Annotated in this window: 15 protein-coding genes; 11 read left to right on the top strand and 4 right to left on the bottom strand. The window is 56.1% G+C overall.

Features of this window, described 5'->3' with window-relative positions:
• The first annotated feature begins 1 nt into the window (after position 1).
• From ACR0EN_RS07420 to ACR0EN_RS07370, 11 genes are all read left to right on the top strand, one after another.
• The gene (locus ACR0EN_RS07420; protein ID WP_480585968.1) at positions 2-2,002 is read left to right on the top strand and encodes a dynamin family protein; all 2,001 of its coding nucleotides are present in this window, start codon (positions 2-4) and stop codon (positions 2,000-2,002) included.
• An 8-nt stretch (positions 2,003-2,010) separates the two neighbouring features.
• A complete protein-coding gene (locus ACR0EN_RS07415) occupies positions 2,011-3,660 on the top strand; it encodes a dynamin family protein (protein ID WP_170393927.1) in 1,650 nt (549 codons plus the stop codon).
• Positions 3,661-3,685: 25 nt separating this feature from the next.
• Positions 3,686-4,087, top strand: a complete 402-nt coding sequence (locus tag ACR0EN_RS07410) for a hypothetical protein (protein WP_170511880.1) — start codon at positions 3,686-3,688, stop codon at positions 4,085-4,087.
• Positions 4,088-4,109: 22 nt separating this feature from the next.
• Positions 4,110-4,973 (top strand): hypothetical protein, encoded by an 864-nt coding sequence (locus ACR0EN_RS07405; RefSeq protein WP_170407298.1) that lies wholly within the window; start codon positions 4,110-4,112, stop codon positions 4,971-4,973.
• A 68-nt stretch (positions 4,974-5,041) separates the two neighbouring features.
• Positions 5,042-7,084: a dynamin family protein gene (locus tag ACR0EN_RS07400; RefSeq protein WP_170407302.1), complete on the top strand. Its 2,043-nt coding sequence runs from the start codon at positions 5,042-5,044 to the stop codon at positions 7,082-7,084.
• Positions 7,081-8,370, top strand: a complete 1,290-nt coding sequence (locus ACR0EN_RS07395) for a dynamin family protein (protein WP_480585965.1) — start codon at positions 7,081-7,083, stop codon at positions 8,368-8,370. Before ACR0EN_RS07400 ends, ACR0EN_RS07395 begins: the two co-directional genes overlap by 4 nt.
• 340 nt (positions 8,371-8,710) lie before the next feature.
• A complete protein-coding gene (locus ACR0EN_RS07390; protein WP_480585962.1) occupies positions 8,711-10,894 on the top strand; it encodes a serine/threonine protein kinase in 2,184 nt (727 codons plus the stop codon).
• Positions 10,895-11,094: 200 nt separating this feature from the next.
• On the top strand, positions 11,095-12,078 hold the full coding sequence (locus ACR0EN_RS07385; protein ID WP_170663469.1) for an FHA domain-containing protein: 984 nt from the start codon (positions 11,095-11,097) through the stop codon (positions 12,076-12,078).
• Positions 12,078-12,857 (top strand): PP2C family protein-serine/threonine phosphatase, encoded by a 780-nt coding sequence (locus tag ACR0EN_RS07380; protein ID WP_170393913.1) that lies wholly within the window; start codon positions 12,078-12,080, stop codon positions 12,855-12,857. The genes ACR0EN_RS07385 and ACR0EN_RS07380 overlap by 1 nt, the downstream gene beginning before the upstream one ends.
• A gap of 22 nt (positions 12,858-12,879) precedes the next feature.
• On the top strand, positions 12,880-14,142 hold the full coding sequence (locus tag ACR0EN_RS07375; RefSeq protein ID WP_170625684.1) for a transporter substrate-binding domain-containing protein: 1,263 nt from the start codon (positions 12,880-12,882) through the stop codon (positions 14,140-14,142).
• A 43-nt stretch (positions 14,143-14,185) separates the two neighbouring features.
• The gene (locus ACR0EN_RS07370) at positions 14,186-15,292 is read left to right on the top strand and encodes a transporter substrate-binding domain-containing protein (RefSeq protein WP_170393909.1); all 1,107 of its coding nucleotides are present in this window, start codon (positions 14,186-14,188) and stop codon (positions 15,290-15,292) included.
• Between the two features lie 385 nt (positions 15,293-15,677).
• Here the strand turns inward: ACR0EN_RS07370 and ACR0EN_RS07365 are convergent, their stop codons facing one another.
• The 4 genes from ACR0EN_RS07365 to ACR0EN_RS07350 all read right to left on the bottom strand — a co-directional run bounded on the left by ACR0EN_RS07365 (position 15,678) and on the right by ACR0EN_RS07350 (position 21,176).
• Entirely contained in the window at positions 15,678-17,891 is a 2,214-nt protein-coding gene (locus ACR0EN_RS07365) for an NADP-dependent isocitrate dehydrogenase (RefSeq protein ID WP_480585959.1), read from the bottom strand.
• Between the two features lie 210 nt (positions 17,892-18,101).
• A complete protein-coding gene (locus ACR0EN_RS07360; protein ID WP_170422740.1) occupies positions 18,102-19,067 on the bottom strand; it encodes a sensor histidine kinase in 966 nt (321 codons plus the stop codon).
• Positions 19,055-19,732: a response regulator transcription factor gene (locus ACR0EN_RS07355; RefSeq protein WP_480585956.1), complete on the bottom strand. Its 678-nt coding sequence runs from the start codon at positions 19,730-19,732 to the stop codon at positions 19,055-19,057. The genes ACR0EN_RS07360 and ACR0EN_RS07355 overlap by 13 nt, the downstream gene beginning before the upstream one ends.
• Positions 19,710-21,176, bottom strand: coding sequence for a DUF4153 domain-containing protein (locus tag ACR0EN_RS07350; protein WP_480585953.1), 1,467 nt, complete (start codon positions 21,174-21,176; stop codon positions 19,710-19,712). Before ACR0EN_RS07350 ends, ACR0EN_RS07355 begins: the two co-directional genes overlap by 23 nt.
• Between the last annotated feature and the right edge of the window lie 43 nt (positions 21,177-21,219).

The following is a 21,219-nucleotide window of genomic DNA, read 5'->3' as shown; positions in this document are numbered from 1 at the left end:
CATGGCGCGTAACGACCACCTTCTGTCTGTCGGAAACGAGTCCCTGTCTGAGATGACAGAGGCAATGACCTCGTTGACGACACAGATCGACCAACTGACAGAGGTGGCGGATGCACGGTCTTCCGCACGGCTGGCTGCGCTCAAGACCAAAATGGAGAATTTTACCGCCAGTGTCACGATGGTGGGGCAGGTGAAGGCCGGCAAATCCTCGATCGTGAACATATTGGCCGGGCGGCCAAATCTTTTGCCTTCGGATGTGAACCCGTGGACCTCGGTGGTTACAACGCTGAACATCAACACCCGCACAGAAGGCGACACCCGTTCCAAATTCACATTCTTCGAGCAGGAAGAATGGGACAATCTGATGGTTGGCGGCGGTCGTCTGGGCGAGTTGGCCAATCGAGCCGGTGCCGATGATGAGATGGACGATATTCGCCGTCAAATCGGCGAGATGAAGGCCAAATCAGAAGAGCGGCTTGGGAAGCACTTTGACCTGATTCTCGGTCAGAGCCACCAGTATGATTATTTCGACGATGAACTGATTCAGCGATATGTCTGCCTCGGGGATGAGGATGACCCGGATATCGACCCCAAGACGGGCCGTTTCGCAGATGTGACTAAATCGGCCGAGTTGTTCATGGATATCCCGCAATATCCGATCTCGCTCAAGCTCTGCGATACCCCAGGTGTGAACGATACCTTTATGGTACGCGAACAAATCACCCTACGCAGCCTGCGTGGATCAGAGGTGTGTGTTGTTGTTTTGGCTGCCAGTCAGGCGCTGACCACGATGGACATGGCGCTAATGCGGATCATCGCACAGTTCGAGAACCGCCAGATCATCCTGTTCGTGAACCGCATCGATGAATTGTCAGACCCGGTCAATCAAGTGCCTGAGATACGTGATCGTATTCAAGACACACTGAAACAGAACTACATAGACGCCAACACCAGCGTTGTTTTTGGCAGCGCTCTGTGGGCCGAGGCTGCGCTAACCGGAAACCCGGACATTCTAACTGAGGAATCGCGCGAGGCGTTGAACACCTTCTATCTGGCGGCTGGATTTGGCGATCAGGCTGCATCGCTGGATAAGATCTGGGCGCTATCAGGATTGCCTGATCTGCTGCTCGCCATGAATGAGCGTATCGCTGAGGGTGCAGGAACGCGTCTTTTGGATCGCGTTCGCCATCGGGCGCGCAACATCGCCAGCCAGATCCGGGCTACTGCAGTGGCCAAGACGCTGTCAAACTCCGACGGTATCGTTCGGGATCTGGACGGTGCGTCGCCCGAAGAAGCGATCGCAAAGGTTTCGGCTGAGTACGAAAAGAAAGCCTCGGAACTGACAACCAAGCTTCGCGACAAGGTATTAGAGCGACTTGCGTCCGCAGAAGCAAATTTTGTCAAACGTGCGACGGATTCTCTGATCTCACATCTGGAACAGAATGGTGAGCAGGGTACATGGCAATATGATCCGGCAGGTCTGCGCACCTTGCAGAAGGCGGCATATTTCAGCTTTGCCCGATCCATGCGTAAGGATGCCGGTGCTCTGTATTCGGCTGCTGCAGCGGATGTCGAGGCACTGTATCAGAAGCTGCTGGGCAACCACTTAGGTGAATTCAACATTGAAGCTCCGATCGTGCCGCGTGTACCCCCGCCATTAGGGATTGGCCGCACAATCGCACTGGACCTGCAGAGCACATGGTGGCGACGTTGGTGGCAACGCCGCAAAGGGTTTGAAGCTTATGCCGCAGACTATACGCGTTTGATCGCGTCCGAGGCGAACTCGATCACCAAAGACATCGAGGAAAACCAGATCGCCGCCGTCTTAGAGAACGTGCGGGCCACGTTGACCGACTTTATTGCCGAACAGAAGGACACGCTGCTCAGCATCTCGCAATCGCCTGAAAGGGCTGCGGCCCAGATGGCCGAGCAGAAGCCGCAGAAATCACGTGACGATATTCTGGGCGATATCCTGAAAGACCTTAGTAACGAAGCAGCATAAGAAGAGTTATGGTAAAAGAATCACAAACCCGCTTCGTCTCTCCCAAGGCTTGGAACCGCATCGAGCAGTGGTCCCGCCGCAAACCTGTGTTTGCGCTCATGGGGGAATTCAGTGCAGGCAAATCGACGTTGATGAATTTCCTGCTGCGCAAACAGGCACTGCCGACGCAGGTCACAGCGACGCAACTGCCGCCGATCTGGTTCAGCTGGGGCAATCGACCCGCCTATATCAAACGCCATGATGGTAGTACGCAGAATATCGAATTGGATCAGCTTGAACAGGTTGGTGTCAACGACGCCCAGTTCATTCGCATCTTCCTTGAAGCCGACATTCTTGAGGCGGTCGACCTGATCGACACACCCGGCATTTCGGACCCGAAGATTTCGACGGATGTCTGGCAACGCGCAGTTGGCCAGGCCAATGGTGTGTTGTGGTGCACGCACTCGACCCAAGCTTGGCGGGAGACTGAACGTGCCACTTGGGTTTCGCTGCCAGAACGTCTGCAGCACAAGTCGCTGCTATTGGTGACGCGCGCAGATGCCTTGAATCAGAAAGACCGTCAAAAGGTCTTACGCCGTGTAAATCGGGAAGCGGGTCATTTGTTCAATCGCACGATCCTGTTCTCGGCCCGTGATGCCATCATGGCCCGTGACAAAACCGGCGACGCCGAGTTGTGGTCACGCAGCGGCGGCGGCAAGATGGTCGACAGTTTCCTTGAGATCACTGAGCAGATCATGGACAGCCGTGCGGATATGCTGTCGCGCTATCAAATTGACAAATCCCTGTCAGACGCACCCAAAGTTCAGCCATCGCGGCCCGAGAAAACCTCTGGCGATGCACCGCTGAAACTTGTCACGCCGATGGAAGATGACTCTGCCGAGAATGATGTGGTTACAAGTTTCCCGGTACGCCCTGCCCGCGTGGAGCGTCGCACCGAGGAATCCGGACAGGCGCGGATTGATGCAGAAGAAGCCGAGCGGATGCGCGCGGAAATGGCGACCGAAGCGGAGCCTGCTGATGAAGACTTACGTGCCTTGTTCTCTGACAAGACGGAAGATCCGCTGGATTTGAACCTCTTGGCAAACCCCATCACCGACGTGGATGAGTTTGATTTCATGGATGACGATGATGAGGAAGAGCAGGAAGATGCCGAACTGATCGTCTTGGGCGAAGAAGAGGACGAAGCGGAAGCAGTCGAAGCTGCGGACACCGAACAAGAGCCGTCGGAAGACGCCGAAGAATCATCAGATATCGAAGTATCGGTTTCGTCGATTACGGCCCTGTTGGCGGAACAGTCGGAAAACTCGGCAGACGAATATGAACCGGAGCCCGAATCGAATGCGCTGGCTCCAAACCGCGTCGTATCAATGGTGGGTGAAGCTGCTGCCGAAGAGATTGAAGATGCAGCCGATGACAAGGCAGATGATTTGGGCGATCGCCTCATAGAAACGCCACTCAGTGCTGCAGCAATGTGGGGCGAAATCGTGGCGCGTGAGAACCTGCCTGACGATGCAAATGGCCTGAAAAGCGCCTTTGCAGCATTCTTGTCCGAGTTTGACCAGATTGCGTTGGAACATGACGCTAAGCGGAATCAAGACATACCGCGCGCCGTTTCTGAGGCTCGCAAGAACGGCGGAGCGGAGTGGCATGCGATTTAGATTAAACCCGAAGGTGGGCATCTGAATGTCGATTGACTCTGCTCTGGCTTCGGCCATCGAAACCATACCCGACTGCATCGCAGCCGGGTATGTCGACATGGAGACCGGCATGTTATTGGGCGTCGACGCGGCGGACCAAGACAGCGCTGATGCGCTCGAAAATCTCGCACTTGCAGTAGCTAATCTGTTTCAGGGACGCGGTATGAAGGGATTCGAAGAACTCCTGCGTGCGGCAAAAATCGACGATACTGAACACCCCGGATTTGGGGAAATCGCGGTGTTCTCAAACGACCGGCTGCACATCTTTCTCAGGACAACAGAATATCCTGATCACGTGGTATGCTATATCTGCCGCGACAGCGCGAATGTCGGGCTGGCGCTTACGAAATCACATCTCAGCCTCGGGCCGGTGGCGGCCGCGGTGTAGACGGGACCAGAGGGGGTCACGCATGATGGATAGTGAAATACTGGATATGCTCGAAGGGATCGGGCGGACTTCGATCGCGCGCTTATCGCCTGCAATCTACCTATCGGGTAGCAGCGCACTGTTACGCCGGAATGAGGTGCTGGGGGCCATCCGGGGCACGATCTTGCCTCGGCGTTTGGAATTTACGGCGGCTGACGGGGCAACTTTGGCTATCGAAGTCAACAGCTCTCGGGTCACCGACGTATTCCGCTGTGCTTCGGGCCCTGTCCCGGATTTTGAAACCGAAGCACGCGAAAAACTGATCGAACGACTGGCGCAAGTGGTGTCGGAAATTGCAACGGCACCCGGCCCGCTTGAGTTGGTTTCTCTGCGCCCGGATACGGCGCTTGAGGCTGATGACGTAGGGGTTACCTTTTCGGAGGTCGAAGCGGCCTGCGCGCGGATTGAACTAATCGAAGAGCCGCGCATGGCCATCGTTTCCGACCAGACCTTAGAACCAGAAGCCCAGCCAGAAACTGCGTCACAAGGCGCCACCAGTATTGCCGGAAAATTCTTTGAGGGCGCGGATCGGTTCGCATTAGGTCGAATACTGATTGGGTCGACTGAAGACGAGATGCAATTTGACGGGTTGTGTGCGCAAGGCCAAGACGCACATCCGGACACGGATATATTGGCCCGATTCACCCGGGATCTGGCGGGATGGCAGGCCGATGGTTCCGATGCTTTAACTGATCCACAGCTGATCGTCATTCGCCCGACAGGTGGACAAGGCGCGGGTCTCGCCATCTTGTGCGACGGTCAGGAAACCGCCGCCGCCGTTCATGACGCCCGCAAGCTGGGCGCTGTCGTCAACCTATGGAAAACATTGAATAGCGCCGTTGAATAACCGCGTTCCTGCCAAATAGTGTCCACTTTGCAAAGTTAAACAAAATACGAGTTACCAGGGTAAATCTTATGAGTGAGTTAAACCGCCGCGAGCTTATTCGCATCGCAGAAGACATGAACGGGACGAGCAATGACGAAACGCGTCACTTCATCTCGCGCATCGTTGACGACTTGTCGAACCTCAAGCCTTCGATAGCATTCGTAGGTCAAATCAAGGCCGGAAAATCGCGCTTGATCAACGGTTTCACCGGGCATGCAGAATATCTACCCTCGGACGTGAACCCATGGACGACAGTGATCACCGACATGCATTTCGGTCATCCGTCCGGTCGGACGTCGGGTGCCGAGTTTCATTTCTTCGACAATCGCCAATGGCAGGCCCTGATCGCCGAAGGTGAAGAGTTGCGCAACATGTTCCCTGATGAAGAGGACAGCTACAAGCGCGAGATGATCGAAGAGCAGGTCGAGGCAATGAAAACCCGCGCCAAGCTACGCTTGGGGGAAAGCTACAAACACCTTCTTGGCGAGCATCACGATCTGGATGAACTGACCTCGGATGACCTGGCGCGCTATGTCTGTGCCGGGGATGACCCGACAGATGAAGACCAGTATGACCCCGGTTCAGATCGGGGCCTTTACAGCGACATCACCCGTAAGGCCGAGGTCTATTTTGACATTGGCCATTTTCCGTATCCGGTGACAGTCACAGACACACCCGGTGTCAATGACCCGCTGCTGATCCGTGAAGAGATCTCGCGCCAGTATCTCAAGGAATCCGACTTTTTCGTCGTCGTGCTGTCTGCGCATCAGGCGTTGTCGCGGGCCGATCTGAAGCTATTCCGCCTGATGCAAGCGCTAGAGCTTGGTCAGATCGTGGTCTTCATCAACCGCGTGGACGAGTTGGGCGGTGGCGCCGAAGATGCCGGCAAGGTGCGCACAGACGTATTGGACGGGCTCGAACAGGCGCTTGGCAACTCGGAGATTGACGTTCTGATGGGCAGCGCCCAATGGGCCCATTATGCGCTGACCGGGGATGAAACCGGAATCGACCATGATCAGATATTGGCGTGGCTGCGGGCGCATCCCGAACAGATGAAGCAATATCTTGACGGCGTCGAAGAGATCAAACAAGGCCCCGGCCCCATCAGCCGCGAAGGTGTATTGCGATTTGCCGCGATGATCGCGTCGGGCCTGCCCGATCTGCGCCGTCATGTGACCAAAGCCCTGACCGAAGGACCGCGCCAAGAACAGCTTAATATTGCGTGGCAGCACCTCAACAGTTTTGCCCAAGGTGAGCTTGAGCGCAGCACTGCGCGGCTTCGTGCGATTGAAGAAAAGGATGGTCCCGACACAGCGGATGTCGAAGAAAACAACAAAACGCTTTCTGAGTTGCGCGCGCTAGTTGAAGATAAATCCAAGGCCATCACCAATGATATGGACGATGTACTGGCCAATTTGCGAGGTGTTATGGATGACACCGTCGCCGAGGCTGTCTCGATCGTTGTGCGCGGCCCTGATGGGCAATCGCCTTTGCTGGCCAAGGACGGAGATACCGAGCTGAACTTTACGCCTCTGCGTGAGCGGATGCGCGAGCTTGTTCAGGGCGCGACCCAGGTGGTGCGGCAGCGCATGCTTAGTGAGCTTTACGCAATCGATATGCAGACCAATGCTGCTTTGCGCGCCTTGCCCGGATGGCAGGAGCCCGTGGACAATCGCATGAATACCAGCGCGGTGCGTTGGTTCCGTCCAAATACAAGCGCGCTGACGCGTGGCATTACGGTTGAGTTGCGTGTGACATGGCTGTCGCGACTGATATCGCGTCGCAGTGTGTTGAACCGCGCCGAACGGATGATCGTTCAAGAGTTTGAGATGATCGGAGACGATCTTGTAGATACCGCCAGAAGCGACCTGATCGAACGGATGAAAACCGTTCTTGACCATTATATGGCGCTGCTGGCCGGGCATCTGGAACATCGCGCAGGCCCCGATGGGTCGAACGCGCGCGCCGAAGCGCAACGTGCGGTTGACCAAGCGCGGCGCATCAGCGATGAACTAGGGGCGGTGCACGGAACTGCACCCGTGGACACTCGACAGGCAGAGGCCGCAGAATGATTGAATTCCCCGGAACCGAGAAGGAAGTGCGCCAGCTAGAGCGTTTCCTGACCGCCACCGAAAATGCACCCTCATCGGCAGAGCTGGATGATATGCGCGCCCGCGCGCTGGCCCATGCCGAGCGGCTTTCGAACGCGGTTTCCATTGGTTTTGCCGGGGAGTTTGGAGCCGGAAAGTCCAGCCTTGCCAACATGCTGGCGGGGGCAGACATTCTGCCCACCGGGCCGCAGCATCTGAAATTGCCCCTGGTGATCGTGGCCTATGCTGATACGCCTGAGACAACCGTTGGTTGGTGGGACAAGGAACCCAAAGTCTATTCGGGTATAGCGCTGGAAAAGGCAGCGGCGGACGAACCCGATTTCATCTCGGTCGGGTTGAACACCCCTGCCCTGCAGGAGATTTCGCTGTTTGATCTGCCCGGTGCCGGTGCACTGGATGATACCTACAAACAGACTCTAAATTTGCTCGACTATGTGGATTGTGCGATCTGGTGCACCAATGGCACCAACGCCTGGCGTGAAACCGAACGCCATTTGTGGTCGCAGGTCCCTCAAAAGCTGCGCAATAACAGCTTGTTGGCTGTAACACATGCCGATTTGCCTCCGGTGCGGGATGCTCTGGATCGGGTAGTCGCACGCCTGAACAAGGAGAAGGGCGATTTGTTTCGAGCGGTTGTGACCATCGGCACCCCGGTAGCGGTACGGGCCATGGAACAAGAGCCTGAACCCGACTTTGCTTTGTGGGAAGCCTGTGGCGGGCAGAACTTGGCAGAACAGGTTTTGCACATAGCCTCTGATCACCGTCGCCATGATCTTGAGGCCGCCCAAAAAGATCTGGCTGAAGAGTTTATGCCTTATCTCGAGAACCTTACTGGTGCGGCTTCGACAGATGGCGCTGAGGCCGACGGCAATACTGTGCAGGCAAGCCTAGAGGCCGCCCTGCCCCCCCTGGACAATCCGATCCTTGAAGACTGGCTTGCGGCCATCGCCAGCATTTACAACGATCTGCGCGAAAGCTCAGATATTGAACCGGCGGCCTTCCTGCAAAGCTGTCAGGAAATCGTCGAGGATTTTGCCGAAAGGTTAGAATCTGGTACCGAAATCGATCCCAAAGCAGACTGGATTCCGGCCGAGTTTGAAAAGGCCACTGACCTGTTGCTGTTGCTGCAGTTTGAAACCGGGGACGCACCGCTGAAGGATGCAATAAGCATTCTAGCACAACTCAGCGACAATCTGGCTTGGGCGGGCAGCTCTGTTGCGTCGGCGCCCCCAAAAACCGGCACATAAGTTTTTCCCGCTTGAATTGAGCCGCATCGCAGCGATTCGAAGCGTTCGGAATCAGCGCGATATTGTTTCGAATTCGTGGACCAAGCCTCTATTTCGGCGGTATAGAATCCATTTCCCCCATCAAGCAAACACAACATATAGTGTAATGAGGGTATGGATTTACTATATGGGCGATTTCGAATTTTGTGATCCATAGTGAAGCCATCAGGCGGCCCCAATAAAGTCAAATTTGAAACGTCTAACCGTCTTAAGTGTCCTGCGGTTGTGTTTGGTTGTGAGTTCGCGGGCTGAAGCCCTGGTTATCTATGCCGCAACAAACGAGTAGAATGGGCGGGAAGAAATGAGCCACAACCAGGCGGTCGGCGCAACGCACGACGAACCTCAGATCGAAGGATTGCAGCCAGGCGCAAAGCTGCTGCGCGGACAGTATGAAATCCTCCGGTTCCTAAGCAACGGCGGGTTTGGGATCACCTATCTCGCGCGCGATAGTCTGGATCGCGATGTGGTCATCAAGGAATGCTATCCGGGGGCGCTCTGTCAGCGGAATGGTGATCTGGTCGAACCTGCCAACCCTGACCACAAAGAAGACCTGCGCGCCATTATCGACCTGTTCATTCAGGAAGCACGCAACCATGCGCGGCTGGTTCATCCCAACATCGTCGACGTGCATCAGGTGTTTGAGGACAACGACACCGCTTATATCGCGATGGACCTGATCCGCGGATGCGATCTTCTGGATTATGTCGAAAAACCCGAAAACAAGAGCGGACCGGACTTTATCGTTCAGGTCACCGAAAAAATGCTGTCTGCGGTGTCGTTCATTCACCAAAGCGGCATGCTACATCGCGATATTTCACCCGACAATATCCTGATCGATGAGAATGGCGAACCCATCCTGATCGACTTTGGCGCAGCACGCGAGCAGGCGGCACACAAGTCAGCGGCGCTATTGACGCTGCGCGTGATTAAGGACGGGTATTCGCCGCACGAATTTTATGTGCGTGGCGCGGATCAGGGCCCCAGCAGTGACCTCTATGTACTGGCTGCAACGCTGTATCATGCGATCAGCGGCGAGCGACCGATTGATGGCCAGACACGTTTGAATGCGTTCAACAACGGCCAAGACGATCCTTATGAACCGCTGACAGGGCGATTCAAAGGGTATCCAGACGGGTTCCTTGAGGCGATCGATAAAGCAATGGAAGTGCACGCCACTGACCGTGTGCAAACCGCATTGGACTGGCTGCGTATGTTCCGTGGTCCCGGTGTGATGTTCGACAGTTTCGCGTATCGCCCGGTTTCGGTCATTGTTGGCATGGATCGCAAAGACGAAGAGGCCGAAAAAGAACGGATCAAAGCCGAAAGCGAGAATGCGGAGGCCGTCGTGACCGCGCTGCTGGCCGGGAACTCTGATCTGGCCCTCGGGAACGAGGAAAAAACGGAAGACACTCTTGCTAAATTTGCACCTCAGGACGAGGCCGTAGCTGCAGTCGACACCGTTGTAAAAAGCGGCTCGGGCGGCAGTGGCAAGATGATCGCGGGTATCGCGATTGTATTGGCGGCTCTGGCCGGAGGTGGATACTTCGTAATGACGGGCGATCAGAAATCGCCCGAGGCAACTCCGGTGACTGCAGAGGCTCCGACTACTCCGGTGCCCGCAGAAGCAGCTCCGGAACCCGTCGAGCAGACCGCCGAAGCCACAACAGAGCCGCAACAGGCCGAAGTCGCTTTGGCATCAGAACCAGAAGCGGCGCAGGAACAACCTGTCGAGCAGGCTAATGAGGTGCCGGAAGCCGCCATTGTGTCAGAGCAGCAACCCGAAGAAATCGCCTTGGTGGAACCTGAAGTAGTGGAACCTGAAGTGGCGGAACCTGCGGTTGAAGACATCACACCCATCGCACCTGCGACGCCGGTAAATCTAGCCGAAAACCAAGTCGCATTTGGGCACTGGGATATTGAGATTCCATTCACGATGTCCAAGCGTCGCAGCTCGACCGGGAGTGTCATTGCCATCAATGCATTGAACGCCGGGCAAGATAGGTCGGTGATCGGGGATTGGGTCGAACGGGGCGCTACGATTTTTACTCTGAATGGTGAACCTATTCGTCCGGACACAACGCTTGCATCGTATGTTCTAGATAATTTCTCGGTCGATCCAGACGGGTATATCCGTGTAGCAGCGCGCTATCGCAGTCTGGGCGAAACACGCGCGCAGAATGGATTGCTGGCCCTGCCCGCCTTCCGCAGTTTTGGCCTTCTGAACGGTTATTCGTTTGATGTGGCTCATGCGGGCGAGGCAGGTTGGCAAACCGTCGTCGCATCTGTTCCGGAAGAAGTTGCTGGCAGTTTGCAGCGGGGGGATGTGCTGCTGCGCGAAACACAGACTGGTGTCTCGATCAATGAGCCCGAAAGTCTGGACGGCATCCTTGCTCAACTTGTTTCCGACAACCAACCCGAGGCGCGCCTAAGCATTCTGCGCAACGGAGCTGAAAGTACTGCGGTCATGCAACTAACGCAGGAGTGATCGCCCAGTTGATGTGACTATCGCCAGTTTCAGTGTGCTGGGGGTGCCGCCCATCGCGTCACCCCGTCGGGGACCAACCCGTCGCGACGTAAATGTTTCTCTGTTTCCTCTTCATCAGTGCCCTGCGCCTACGGCGAAGCGGTTTGTAGCAGTCCCGCGGGTAAAACCCCGCATCAGAAATCAAAGAAGGTGACGACACCATGTTCAAATACAAAAGCCCTCTGAGCCGGCTTCTAGAAGGTGCCGGAAAACCGAAAGAAGAAGATGCGGTGGAAACCGAAACCGAAACCGTTGCGGAAGCGGTCGAAACAGAAAACGCTGCTCCGATTGCGGATTTCAACGCCCTGCGCGCGGCCCTTGCGGGTGGAAACGTTAGCTCGGACAGCTACGAGGAAGCAGACGAACTGATCCCCGAAGAACCGATGCCCGAGTTTTCGGAAGACCAGATCGAAGATCAGGCGACCGAAGAAGAAGTGGCCGAGGTTCAAGAGGTCGAAGAAGATGAACAGATTGTCACGCTTCATCTGACTGCGGAAGACGAGGTTCAGGACGATGAACCCGAAGTCACCGTAGAAGAACCAGACGCCATCGAACCTGAAGTCGTATCCGAAGTTGCGGGCGAGGTGGAAATCGTCGCAGAACCCACACCGGAACCGGAGTCTGTTGATGTAACCCCGGAACCCGCCATGGTCGCACCTGCACCTGCACCTGCACCGGCTGAAGATCGGCGTTCTCGTGTGAAGACGACGTTTTTGGGTTTCGAGCGTGCAGACACGCATGTTCAGGAGCTGATGGAAACAGCTGAGCCTGTTGAAAAGACAGAAGCGGCCGAACAGACATTCCCGGTTGGCTGGCTGGTTGTGACCGCCGGACCGGGCCGGGGTGCCGCGATTACCTTGACCGAGGGATTGATGCAGATCGGTCGGAACGACGATCAGGCTATTCAGCTGGATTTCGGCGACACCGGGATCTCTCGTAGCAATCACGCCGTCATCGCATATGACCCAGAGGACCGGAAATGCTATCTGGGCCATGGCGGCAAGGCCAACTTGGTGCGCCTGAATGGCAAGCCTGTGCTCAGCACCATAGCCTTGTCCAGCGGCGATCTGATCCGGATCAGCGAAACCTCGATCCGCTTCACCGCTTTCTGTGATGACGGCTTTGACTGGCGGGATGCCGATTAATGCTGGCGACTCCTGCATATGATATTGCCCTGATCCTGGACCAGGGTCAGCGCGACTCGCAGGAAGACGCGATTGCTGCGCGGGTCTCTGACGCGGCAGACGCGGGTTATGTCGTGATTGCCGACGGTATGGGCGGCCATGAAGCGGGCGAAGTCGCTTCGCAGTTGGTCATTTCAGCCTGGCGCGATGCGATGGATGCCCAGTTGGATGGGCCCGACCTTGCTGAGAGCGCACTGCTCGACGCTCTGCCGTTGGCCGCAATGCAGGCCAACGCCGCTATGGCGAGCCATAGTGAGGAAAACGAGGTCAATCTGGGCTCCACCCTTCTGGGCATGTTGATGCTGGATCAACGCGTATTCTGGATCTCGATCGGTGACAGTCCACTTTACCTGTTCCGCAATGATGCCCTGTCACAGGTCAACGAAGATCACTCGATGGCCCCGGTGATCGACGAACAGCTCGCACAAGGATTACTGAGCGCGGAAGAGGCACAAGGCCATCCGGATCGTAACCAACTGACTTCGGTGATCATGGGGGCTGCGATTCCAAAAGTGGATTGTCCGGAACAACCATTGGCGCTGATTGCGGCAGATGTACTGATCCTTGGCAGTGATGGTCTGCAATATCTCGGCAATTCCGAGATCGAAACGCTGGTGCGCACGCATATTCATTCCCCGGCTCGCGATATTGCTGATGCGCTGCTTCAAGCACTGCATGCAAAGGCAGACCCGGATCAGGACAACATTTCAATCGCCGTGGTCAAACCGGCACAGACTTAGACAGGCAGTGAAACAGGACAAAATGCGAAACCATCTTATCATATCCACCCTTGCTCTTGCTGCTGCAACAGGTGCAGCATCGGCGCAAGAGGCGTGTTCGACTTATGAAATCCAGCCCGGTGACAGCTTGCGGGAACTGGCAATTGCCGTCTACGCGACGGAAGATTACCGGGTCATCTATGATGCGAACCGGGATACGATCGGGTCGAACCCCAATATCATTCGCGTCGGTGATGTCCTGACTTTCCCTTGTCTTGAAGATATCGGGCGCGCGGCGCAACTGCCGGATACCGAAGCTGGCCGCATGGCTGCCGAAATGGCCTCGGAACTGGTCAAAGCTGCCGAGGAACGGGCTGAAAAAGCCATTGCCGAGGCCGAAGCTCGCGTCGCCGCTGCAGAGGCCGAAGCTAAAAAGACCAGCGAAGAAGCCGTAATCGCGGCCAAGGCTGCGGCCAAGAAAGAGATCGAAGCAGCGCGTGCGGAAGGTGCCGCATTGATCCGCAACGCGGATGGTGGCGAAAGCCCTGAAATTCGTGACCGTCAGATTTTGTTGATCACGGGTGGTAACTACGCCCCGTTTACGGATGAAGCGCTGCCAAATCGTGGGCTTTATACCAACCTGGTTGAAACCGCGATGCTGCGGGCCGCGCCCGAGCAGTCCTACAAGATTCAGTTCGTTAATGACTGGTCGTCGCATCTGGACCTATTGATGCCGACTCTCGCCTTTGACGCCACATTCCCTTGGTCGCGGCCGAACTGTGAACAAGCCGCTACGTTGTCGGAAAATGATCGTTCACGGTGCGAAACCTATAATTTCTCAAACCCATTCTACGAGGTCGTTGATACGTTCTTCGCAAAAAGCGGTTCGGGTTACGAAGAGACTCTGACTTATGCAGATTTCGCGGGCACAACGATTTGTAGGCCGGAAGGTTGGTCACTGTCGCATATGGATGCAGTTGGTCTTTACGAGCCTGCAATCACGCTGATGCGCCCCGTTTCACCCGATGATTGTTTTCGCGCAGTCATGGATGGCACAGCCGATATCGTCGCGATCGAAGCGCATCTGGCGGTCGAAGCAATCGGGCGTCTGGGCTACGAACATCAGATCATCGAAAACCCCAACCTAGCGGCAATCAAGTCGCTTAACGTCATGACCCACAAAGATAATCCGGATGGGGAAGCGATCCTTGAGACGCTCAACCAGGGTCTGGCGATCATGCAGCAATCAGGCGAGTGGCGCGACATCGTATCTACCGCACTGCGCTATCAAATGGAAAATGGCTAAGGCCTTGATTGGCCCAACGAAACAAAGTCTGGAGGAAGTGGACATGTTTAACAAGAAATTGAAGAAAGCAGTACTGTCGGCATCAGCCTTCACCGCCCTGAGCGCAGGTGCAGCCGCCGCTCAAGAGGCCTGCTCCAACTATACGGTTCAGGATGGTGACACATTGGCGACCATCGCCATTGCCGCCTACGGCACCTCAAACTATCAGCCGATCTTTAACGCTAACCGCAATGCAATCACCAATCCCGGTTCGCTAACCCCCGGTCTGGTACTGGCGCTGCCCTGTGAGGATGGCAGCCTGCCCAACGGTCAGAGCGCGCAAGAACTGATCGCTGCAGAAGAACAACGTGCTGCAAGCGTCAAGCGCTCGAATGTCTACGCGCCTCCGATCAAGATGGTCGCTGGCAACGGTTGGGAACCGTTCACTACTGAAGATCTGAGCGGCGGTGGCATCATGACCCGTCTGGCGACGACAAGCCTTCAGCGTGCTGGTAACAGCCGCGATTTCTCGGTCAGCTTTGTAGATGACTGGAGTTCGCATCTGGACACACTGTTGCCACTGGGTGCGTTTGATATTTCGATCGCGTGGACTGTACCGGATTGTACCAACCGCTCCTATGAGTGGTCTGCAGAGACCGAAGCCCGGTGTACCCAATTTGTCGCTTCTGTTCCGGTATATGACATTGTCGGAGGTTTCTTCACTTTGCCTGAAAGCGAATACGCAAAGGCGACAGATTTCTCCGACCTTGAGGGCTCGACCGTTTGCCGCATGGCAGGCTGGAGCATGGTGGTGCTGGAAGAACAAGGGCTGAACCGCGAGAACACAACCGTAGTCCAACCCAATTCGGCCCGCGAATGTCTAGATGCCGTATTGACCGGTACAGCAGACGTGGCTGCATTCGAAGTTGATCTGTTTGCCTCGACAATGAAAGACATGGGTTTGACTTCGGCGGATATTGTTGAGAACCCGTATGTCTCGACACTGTCTTCGATGAGCTTCCTTGCACACCGCACCAATCCATTCGCGCGCGAGTACATCGCGATGATGAACAAGGGTTTGATCGAGATGCGCGAATCCGGCGAATGGTACGCGATTATTTCCGACACGCTGCGCGAACAAAATGAAAAGCTGAACGCAGCATCAAACTAATCCCTCGGTCGTTATGACCTTTCTTAGGGGCCGGTCTTCGGACTGGCCCTTTTTTTGTCGGTGGGTCAGAATCTTCAATGATAACGGCAAAGCCAACTGACTAGGTCTCAGACGTGGCGCAGTCAGCATTTGGTCCTATTTGCACATACATAATGATTATTTTTATCCTTAATCGCTCATAAAAGGCGGCCGTCTACGGGAATCCCCGAATATTCAGCGTGAACGATAAGCGTAGGATGAACTCAACTGCACCGGTGAGGCGTAAGCCCCGCCACTCACTCAGAAAGAGGCTGGCTATGGGGGCTGGCCTTTTTCTTTTTCAGGGCATGAAAAAACCGGCCCTCTTCGGACCGGTTTCTTTTTAGGCGTTTATGCAACCCTCGGCTTATCCGATGATCGCATTCAGGGTCGCACTTGGACGCATCACCGCAGCCGCTTTGGCCGGATCAGTGTGGTAGTATCCACCCAGATCGGCGGGTGCGCCCTGCGCTGCCGCCAACTCGGACAAAATCTGTTCTTCTTTGTCCGCCAACTCTTTCGCGAGCGGTGCAAACTCGGCGGCAAGCCCAGCATCATCGGATTGCCCCGCCAAAGCTTCGGCCCAGTAACGAGCGAACCAGTAGTGGCTATCGCGGTTATCCGGCTGGCCGACTTTGCGGCTGGGTGACTTGTTGTTATCCAAAATTCCCTGCGTGGCAGCCTCGGCAGCGGCGCCCAATACGCCCGCTTTGGCGTTGCCCTTGCTGTCAGCAAGGAAGTTCAGGGATTCTCCGAGCGCACAGAATTCACCCATGGAGTCCCAGCGCAAGTGGTTTTCTTCAACCAGTTGCTGAACATGTTTCGGCGCCGAACCACCTGCACCGGTTTCGAACAGACCGCCGCCATTCATCAGTTTAACGATTGATAGCATCTTGGCCGACGTCCCCAGTTCCAGGATCGGGAACAAGTCGGTCAGATAATCCCGCAATACGTTACCGGTGATGGCGATGCTGTCCTTGCCCGCCGTGATAGTTTCCAGCGACTGGCGGGTTGCTTCACGCGGGGCCATAGTCAAGAACTTGTCGGCCACGCCTGCAGCTTCAAGCGCTGGTTTGACATACTTGATCAGCTCGGCGTCATGTGCGCGGTTGGCATCCAGCCAAAAGATCGCCTCGGACCCGGTCAGGCGCTGACGGTCCATCGCCAGCTGGATCCAGTTCTCGATCGGGGCCTTCTTGACGGTGCAGGCGCGCCAGATGTCGCCCTTTTCGACGTCATGGGAATGCAGCGTTTCGCCATTGGCCAGAACGATACGGATTGTACCATCTGCGGGCGCTTCAAACGTCGTCGGGTGCGAGCCGTACTCCTCGGCCTTCTGCGCCATCAATCCAACGTTGGCGACGGCTCCTGCGGTGGCTGGGTTCAGTGCACCATTGACTTTGAAGAAATTGATGGCCTCATCATACACCGGTGCATAGCAACGGTCAGGGATCACACAGTTGGTATCGCCCTTGGCGCCGGTTTCGTCCCAACCCTTGCCACCAGCACGGATCACTGCGGGCATCGAGGCGTCAATGATAACATCAGACGGGACATGCAGGTTGGTGATGCCACGGTCCGAATCCACCATATACATCGACGGACGATCCCCTTTGATCGCATTGATTGCGGCGACGATGTCTGCGTTGCCCTGAACCCGCTCAAGCAGGTCCCCCAGACCCGAGTTCGGGTTTACACCCAGCGCGTCCAGCTCTGCACCGAATTTCTCGAACACGGGGGCAAGCCACGCCTCGACCGCATAGCCGAAGATAATCGGGTCACTGACCTTCATCATCGTCGCCTTCATGTGCAGCGAGAACATGGTGCCGTCTTTCTTGGTGTCCTCAATGGCTTCGGTCAGGAACGACGACAGCGCCTTGACCGACATGAATGTTGCGTCGGCCACGGTGCCTTCGGCCAGTGGCCAAGCGTCTTTCAGAACCGTAACGCTGCCATCTTTGCCCACAAACTCAATCTTGGCATCGCCGGCTTGCGCCGCAGTGATCGTTGCCGATTTCTCATTGGCGTAAAAATCATTGCCCGGCATCGAAGACACTTTGGTCTTGCTGTCCGCGCTCCACTCTCCCATCGAATGAGGGTTCTTCTGGGCATAGTTCTTCACAGCGCGCGCTGCGCGGCGATCGCTGTTGCCTTCGCGCAGGACCGGGTTCACGGCCGAACCCTTGATGGCGTCATAACGCGCACGGATCGCCTTTTCGTCGTCCGTCGAAGGCTCTTCGGGGTAGTTCGGAATGTCATAACCCTGTGATTGCAGCTCTTCGATGGCTGCCACCAGCTGGGGCACCGACGCCGAGATGTTGGGCAGTTTAATGACATTTGCGTCCGGTGTTTTCACCAGTTCACCTAACGCGGCCAGATCATCCGTAATACGCTGTTCGTCTGTCAGCTTTTCGGGGAAGGTCGCGATAATGCGCCCGGCCAGCGAAATGTCTTTGGTTCCGACGCTGACACCGGCTGCTGACGCAAACTTGCGGATAATGGGCAGGAACGAGGCGCTCGCCAGCTCAGGCGCTTCGTCTACAATGGTATACAATACGTCGAAGTTCGATTTTTCTGCCATATTCCCTTACCTTTTTTAAGCCTTTCAGGGGCGTGCGATCCAAGAGCATGTGCCGCCGTGACATAGGCACCAATCCCAAAGGGGACATGACGGCCCCACGGGTGACTCTGATTTGACAGGGCCTCCCTTAAATGAGGATTGGCTTGGGATCAATCGTATTGAGCGGCGCAAATTGACACGGGTCGAATTAGTTTGGGCTATTGAGTGATATCACACACCCGGAAACACCAACTCAAATCGCGCACCGGTCTTGGAAGGCACCAGCAAAATCCGCCCGCCATGTGCCCCCAACAGGTTTGTAACGATGGTCAGGCCCATCCCGGTCCCTCCCTTCTCGCGCGCGGTTGTAAAGAATGGGTTGAAGATGCGGTCCCGATTACCGTCGGATATGCCTGAACCATCGTCTTGGACAACCAATCGACCGAGTTCTGCGTGCAGGACCACCTGCCTTGCCCCGTGACGGCGTGCATTGTCCAGAAGATGTTGCAGGGCAATTTTCAGGCCAGAGGCTGCAAGGTTCAATGCCTGATCGCCGCCTTCTATGCTGATGTCCAATTCGGGAAACGAAGCGCGTAACTGATCGGCAAGATCGTTCAGGCTTGCCTCCCCATGATGTTCCGGCACTCGTGCCTGTGCAACCGTGTTAAGAGCGCTGAGCTGCGTTTGCATCTGATCGCTTGCGCCCAATATCTGTTGCAGCAATGCGTGATCCTGGTCCGAGAGCGTTTCGGCCTCGGCCAACAACTCTCCTGCCGCACGGATCGCGGTGACAGGGGTTTTCAACTCATGCGTGACATGATCTGCAAAGACGCGGATCGAAGCTTCGCGCCGTTGCAGTGTATCCGCCATGCTCAGAACCGAACCGGCGAGGCGCGACAGTTCTTGTGTGCCGTAGTGATCGGGCGGCTCGGCGCGTTGCCCTTGTTCAATGGCCCCTGAATAGGTCGCCAGCGACGTTATGGGGCGGAGCAGAAGCCGAACCATAAGGTATCCGACCACTCCGGTCGCACATCCGATCACGATCGCCAGCAAGCCCGCAGCGTTTCGAAACCCGATCTCAGGTCCAAGATACCGCAGCGCGATCAGACCCAGCAGAGACAGGGCGAGCGTACCCGCGAGACCTCCGCCAAGAACAAAACCCAGCGAAGGGCGCCATTTGCGTCTCAGCCCGGCCATGCACCCATCCGCAATCCGATCCCATGCACGGTTTCGATGGCACCGGCCCAGCCCTGATCCCCCAACTTGCGTCGTAAGTTCCGCAAATGACTATCCAGTGTCCTATCCGAGACCGGACTGCCTGCGCCATAAATCGCATCAACCAATTGTGGTCGCGAGACGATGGCGGCGGGCGTTTGCATCAGGCGACGCAAAATCGACAGCTCGGTTGCGGTTAAGGCAAGCGCATTGCCGTCGACCCGAACCAAATGCGCCGACACATCCATTTCAACCGGGCCATGCCGCAGGAGAAGCTCTGCAGCACCCGGTTTGCTGCGTTTCAGGATGGCTTTGATCCGTGCAACCAACTCACGGGGGCTGAAAGGTTTGGTCACGTAATCATCCGCTCCCAACTCGAGGCCCAAAATGCGATCAATCTCGTCATCACGCGCGGTCAGGAACAAGATTGGTACCTCCGAGCGTGCCCGCAAGCGGCGGCAAACCTCAAGCCCATCGATCTCAGGCAGGCCGACATCCAGCACGACAAGATCAGGCGCTTCCCGCATCGCGTGGGTTAGCGCCATTTGGCCATCGCGGGCGGTAACCGTCTGGTAGCCCGCGCGCTCAAGCGTGATCGAGACCAGCTCTCGCAGGCGTGGATCATCATCCACGACGAGGATTTTCATCTACCTTCTCCGGCATGGGTTCGACGGCCAGATTACGGATCACCCGATCTGCGCGAAAGCCCCAATTCCTCCAATTGTCGACGACCGGAGGGGTTGCGCAAGCGCGTACCCGTTTGTCATTCAGCAACTCTGCCGCCGCCATCTCATTGAGCTGACATGCGTAGTAGGCATCAAACCGTATCGGATTTTCCAGATTCCAACGGGCGATTAAGGCTGAAAAATTCACGAAGCAGCATGCATAGAGCACGCCAATCCCCAGGATCGCAGATCGCAGCAATAACCAACGGTTCGATTTGCCCTGCAAAATTTGCCAACCGGTCAGACACAAACCCACAGCAACCAGCGCCATCCATATTGCCGCATGAACACGCAAATAGGTCAGCCCGTAGAAATCAACGTAAAGCGACAGGCGCATCAGCGATGAGATCACCAACAGTACATTCTGCGCCAGCCACAGCATCATCCATCTTGTCAGCCCCTGCCGCTCGTTCAGATAGGGTCGCGCGGCCAAGGCAAATGCGCCCGCCAGCAAAGCTGTGACCAAGAGTGGGTATGCCCCGCGATGAGCATATTCAGCATAGGTCATCCCCTCGGGCAACTTGGCATTGCCCCAGAGAAAGACCATGTCCATCCCAGTTTGCACCGCCAGCAGCAAGTTGAACACCATTAGCGCATTGGCAACGGATTGGGCATTCAAGCCAAAGGCAGGCAATGGGCGCTTGCGTCCGGGGCCAAATCGGGGGGCAAGCAAGTCAGGCCGCAAGGTGACCGCAAGAAAGGGCCAGATCGTGATTGCCGCCCCGATCCAGAATAGCAGTCGGTCGAACCGCAGATCAAATCGCCAAATCCGATCGATCCAATCAGACAAGATCGGATTGGCCGCAACCATCAGCGAAGCAAGGATCAGTGCGCCTCCGATCGGGAAACTCCAGTTGCGCAGTGCACGAAGGGCAACCCCGTCAATGCGGGAAACCGAATGACCTTTCTGAACCGCCTCTACCCCGTGTCTGAGCGCCAATATTGGAAACAGAGACAGAAACCGGCGAACCGAAGCGACCTCATGATTGCCCAGCACGGCCCAACACAGCGCAATGGTCGATCCACCCAGCAAGAAAGCTACGGACAGGGCTTGAACATATTCCACCACCGGAAGAATGCTAAGCAGCAAAAGAAGGGCTGGCCCGACAAGTCCACCACGGCGGCGCAGTAAGGCAAACACGACAGCGGAAAACGCCAACATAAAGAGCGCGATTGAAAGGCCAGTAGAATGGTCGAAAAACAGAAAATCGGCGAGCGCAACCAGAAACACCAAACCCAAGAAAGCATGGCGATTGCCGGGTTCCGCTAAGCCATCGGCTCGGTTTGTGCCTCGATCAGGGGTGTCCAGCCACCAACTATCTTGTAAAACTGATGCCGGTACGCCGCGCACGATGAACTGTCCCATTTAACTGCTCCTTGTTTGTGTTGGTTCTGTCTGGCCTTGGCAG

This window comes from Ruegeria sp. AB7, assembly GCF_056542625.1.
This window is presented reverse-complemented; position numbering and strand designations above follow the sequence as displayed.

Excerpts from the sequence above, each read along its gene's own strand:
- ACR0EN_RS07420 (WP_480585968.1), top strand. The coding sequence starts at position 2 with ATGGCGCGTAACGACCACCTTCTGTCTGTCGGAAACGAGTCCCTGTCT.
- ACR0EN_RS07415 (WP_170393927.1), top strand. The coding sequence starts at position 2,011 with ATGGTAAAAGAATCACAAACCCGCTTCGTCTCTCCCAAGGCTTGGAAC.
- ACR0EN_RS07410 (WP_170511880.1), top strand. The coding sequence starts at position 3,686 with ATGTCGATTGACTCTGCTCTGGCTTCGGCCATCGAAACCATACCCGAC.
- ACR0EN_RS07405 (WP_170407298.1), top strand. The coding sequence starts at position 4,110 with ATGATGGATAGTGAAATACTGGATATGCTCGAAGGGATCGGGCGGACT.
- ACR0EN_RS07400 (WP_170407302.1), top strand. The coding sequence starts at position 5,042 with ATGAGTGAGTTAAACCGCCGCGAGCTTATTCGCATCGCAGAAGACATG.
- ACR0EN_RS07395 (WP_480585965.1), top strand. The coding sequence starts at position 7,081 with ATGATTGAATTCCCCGGAACCGAGAAGGAAGTGCGCCAGCTAGAGCGT.
- ACR0EN_RS07390 (WP_480585962.1), top strand. The coding sequence starts at position 8,711 with ATGAGCCACAACCAGGCGGTCGGCGCAACGCACGACGAACCTCAGATC.
- ACR0EN_RS07385 (WP_170663469.1), top strand. The coding sequence starts at position 11,095 with ATGTTCAAATACAAAAGCCCTCTGAGCCGGCTTCTAGAAGGTGCCGGA.
- ACR0EN_RS07380 (WP_170393913.1), top strand. The coding sequence starts at position 12,078 with ATGCTGGCGACTCCTGCATATGATATTGCCCTGATCCTGGACCAGGGT.
- ACR0EN_RS07375 (WP_170625684.1), top strand. The coding sequence starts at position 12,880 with ATGCGAAACCATCTTATCATATCCACCCTTGCTCTTGCTGCTGCAACA.
- ACR0EN_RS07370 (WP_170393909.1), top strand. The coding sequence starts at position 14,186 with ATGTTTAACAAGAAATTGAAGAAAGCAGTACTGTCGGCATCAGCCTTC.
- ACR0EN_RS07365 (WP_480585959.1), bottom strand. The coding sequence starts at position 17,891 with ATGGCAGAAAAATCGAACTTCGACGTATTGTATACCATTGTAGACGAA.
- ACR0EN_RS07360 (WP_170422740.1), bottom strand. The coding sequence starts at position 19,067 with ATGGCCGGGCTGAGACGCAAATGGCGCCCTTCGCTGGGTTTTGTTCTT.
- ACR0EN_RS07355 (WP_480585956.1), bottom strand. The coding sequence starts at position 19,732 with ATGAAAATCCTCGTCGTGGATGATGATCCACGCCTGCGAGAGCTGGTC.
- ACR0EN_RS07350 (WP_480585953.1), bottom strand. The coding sequence starts at position 21,176 with ATGGGACAGTTCATCGTGCGCGGCGTACCGGCATCAGTTTTACAAGAT.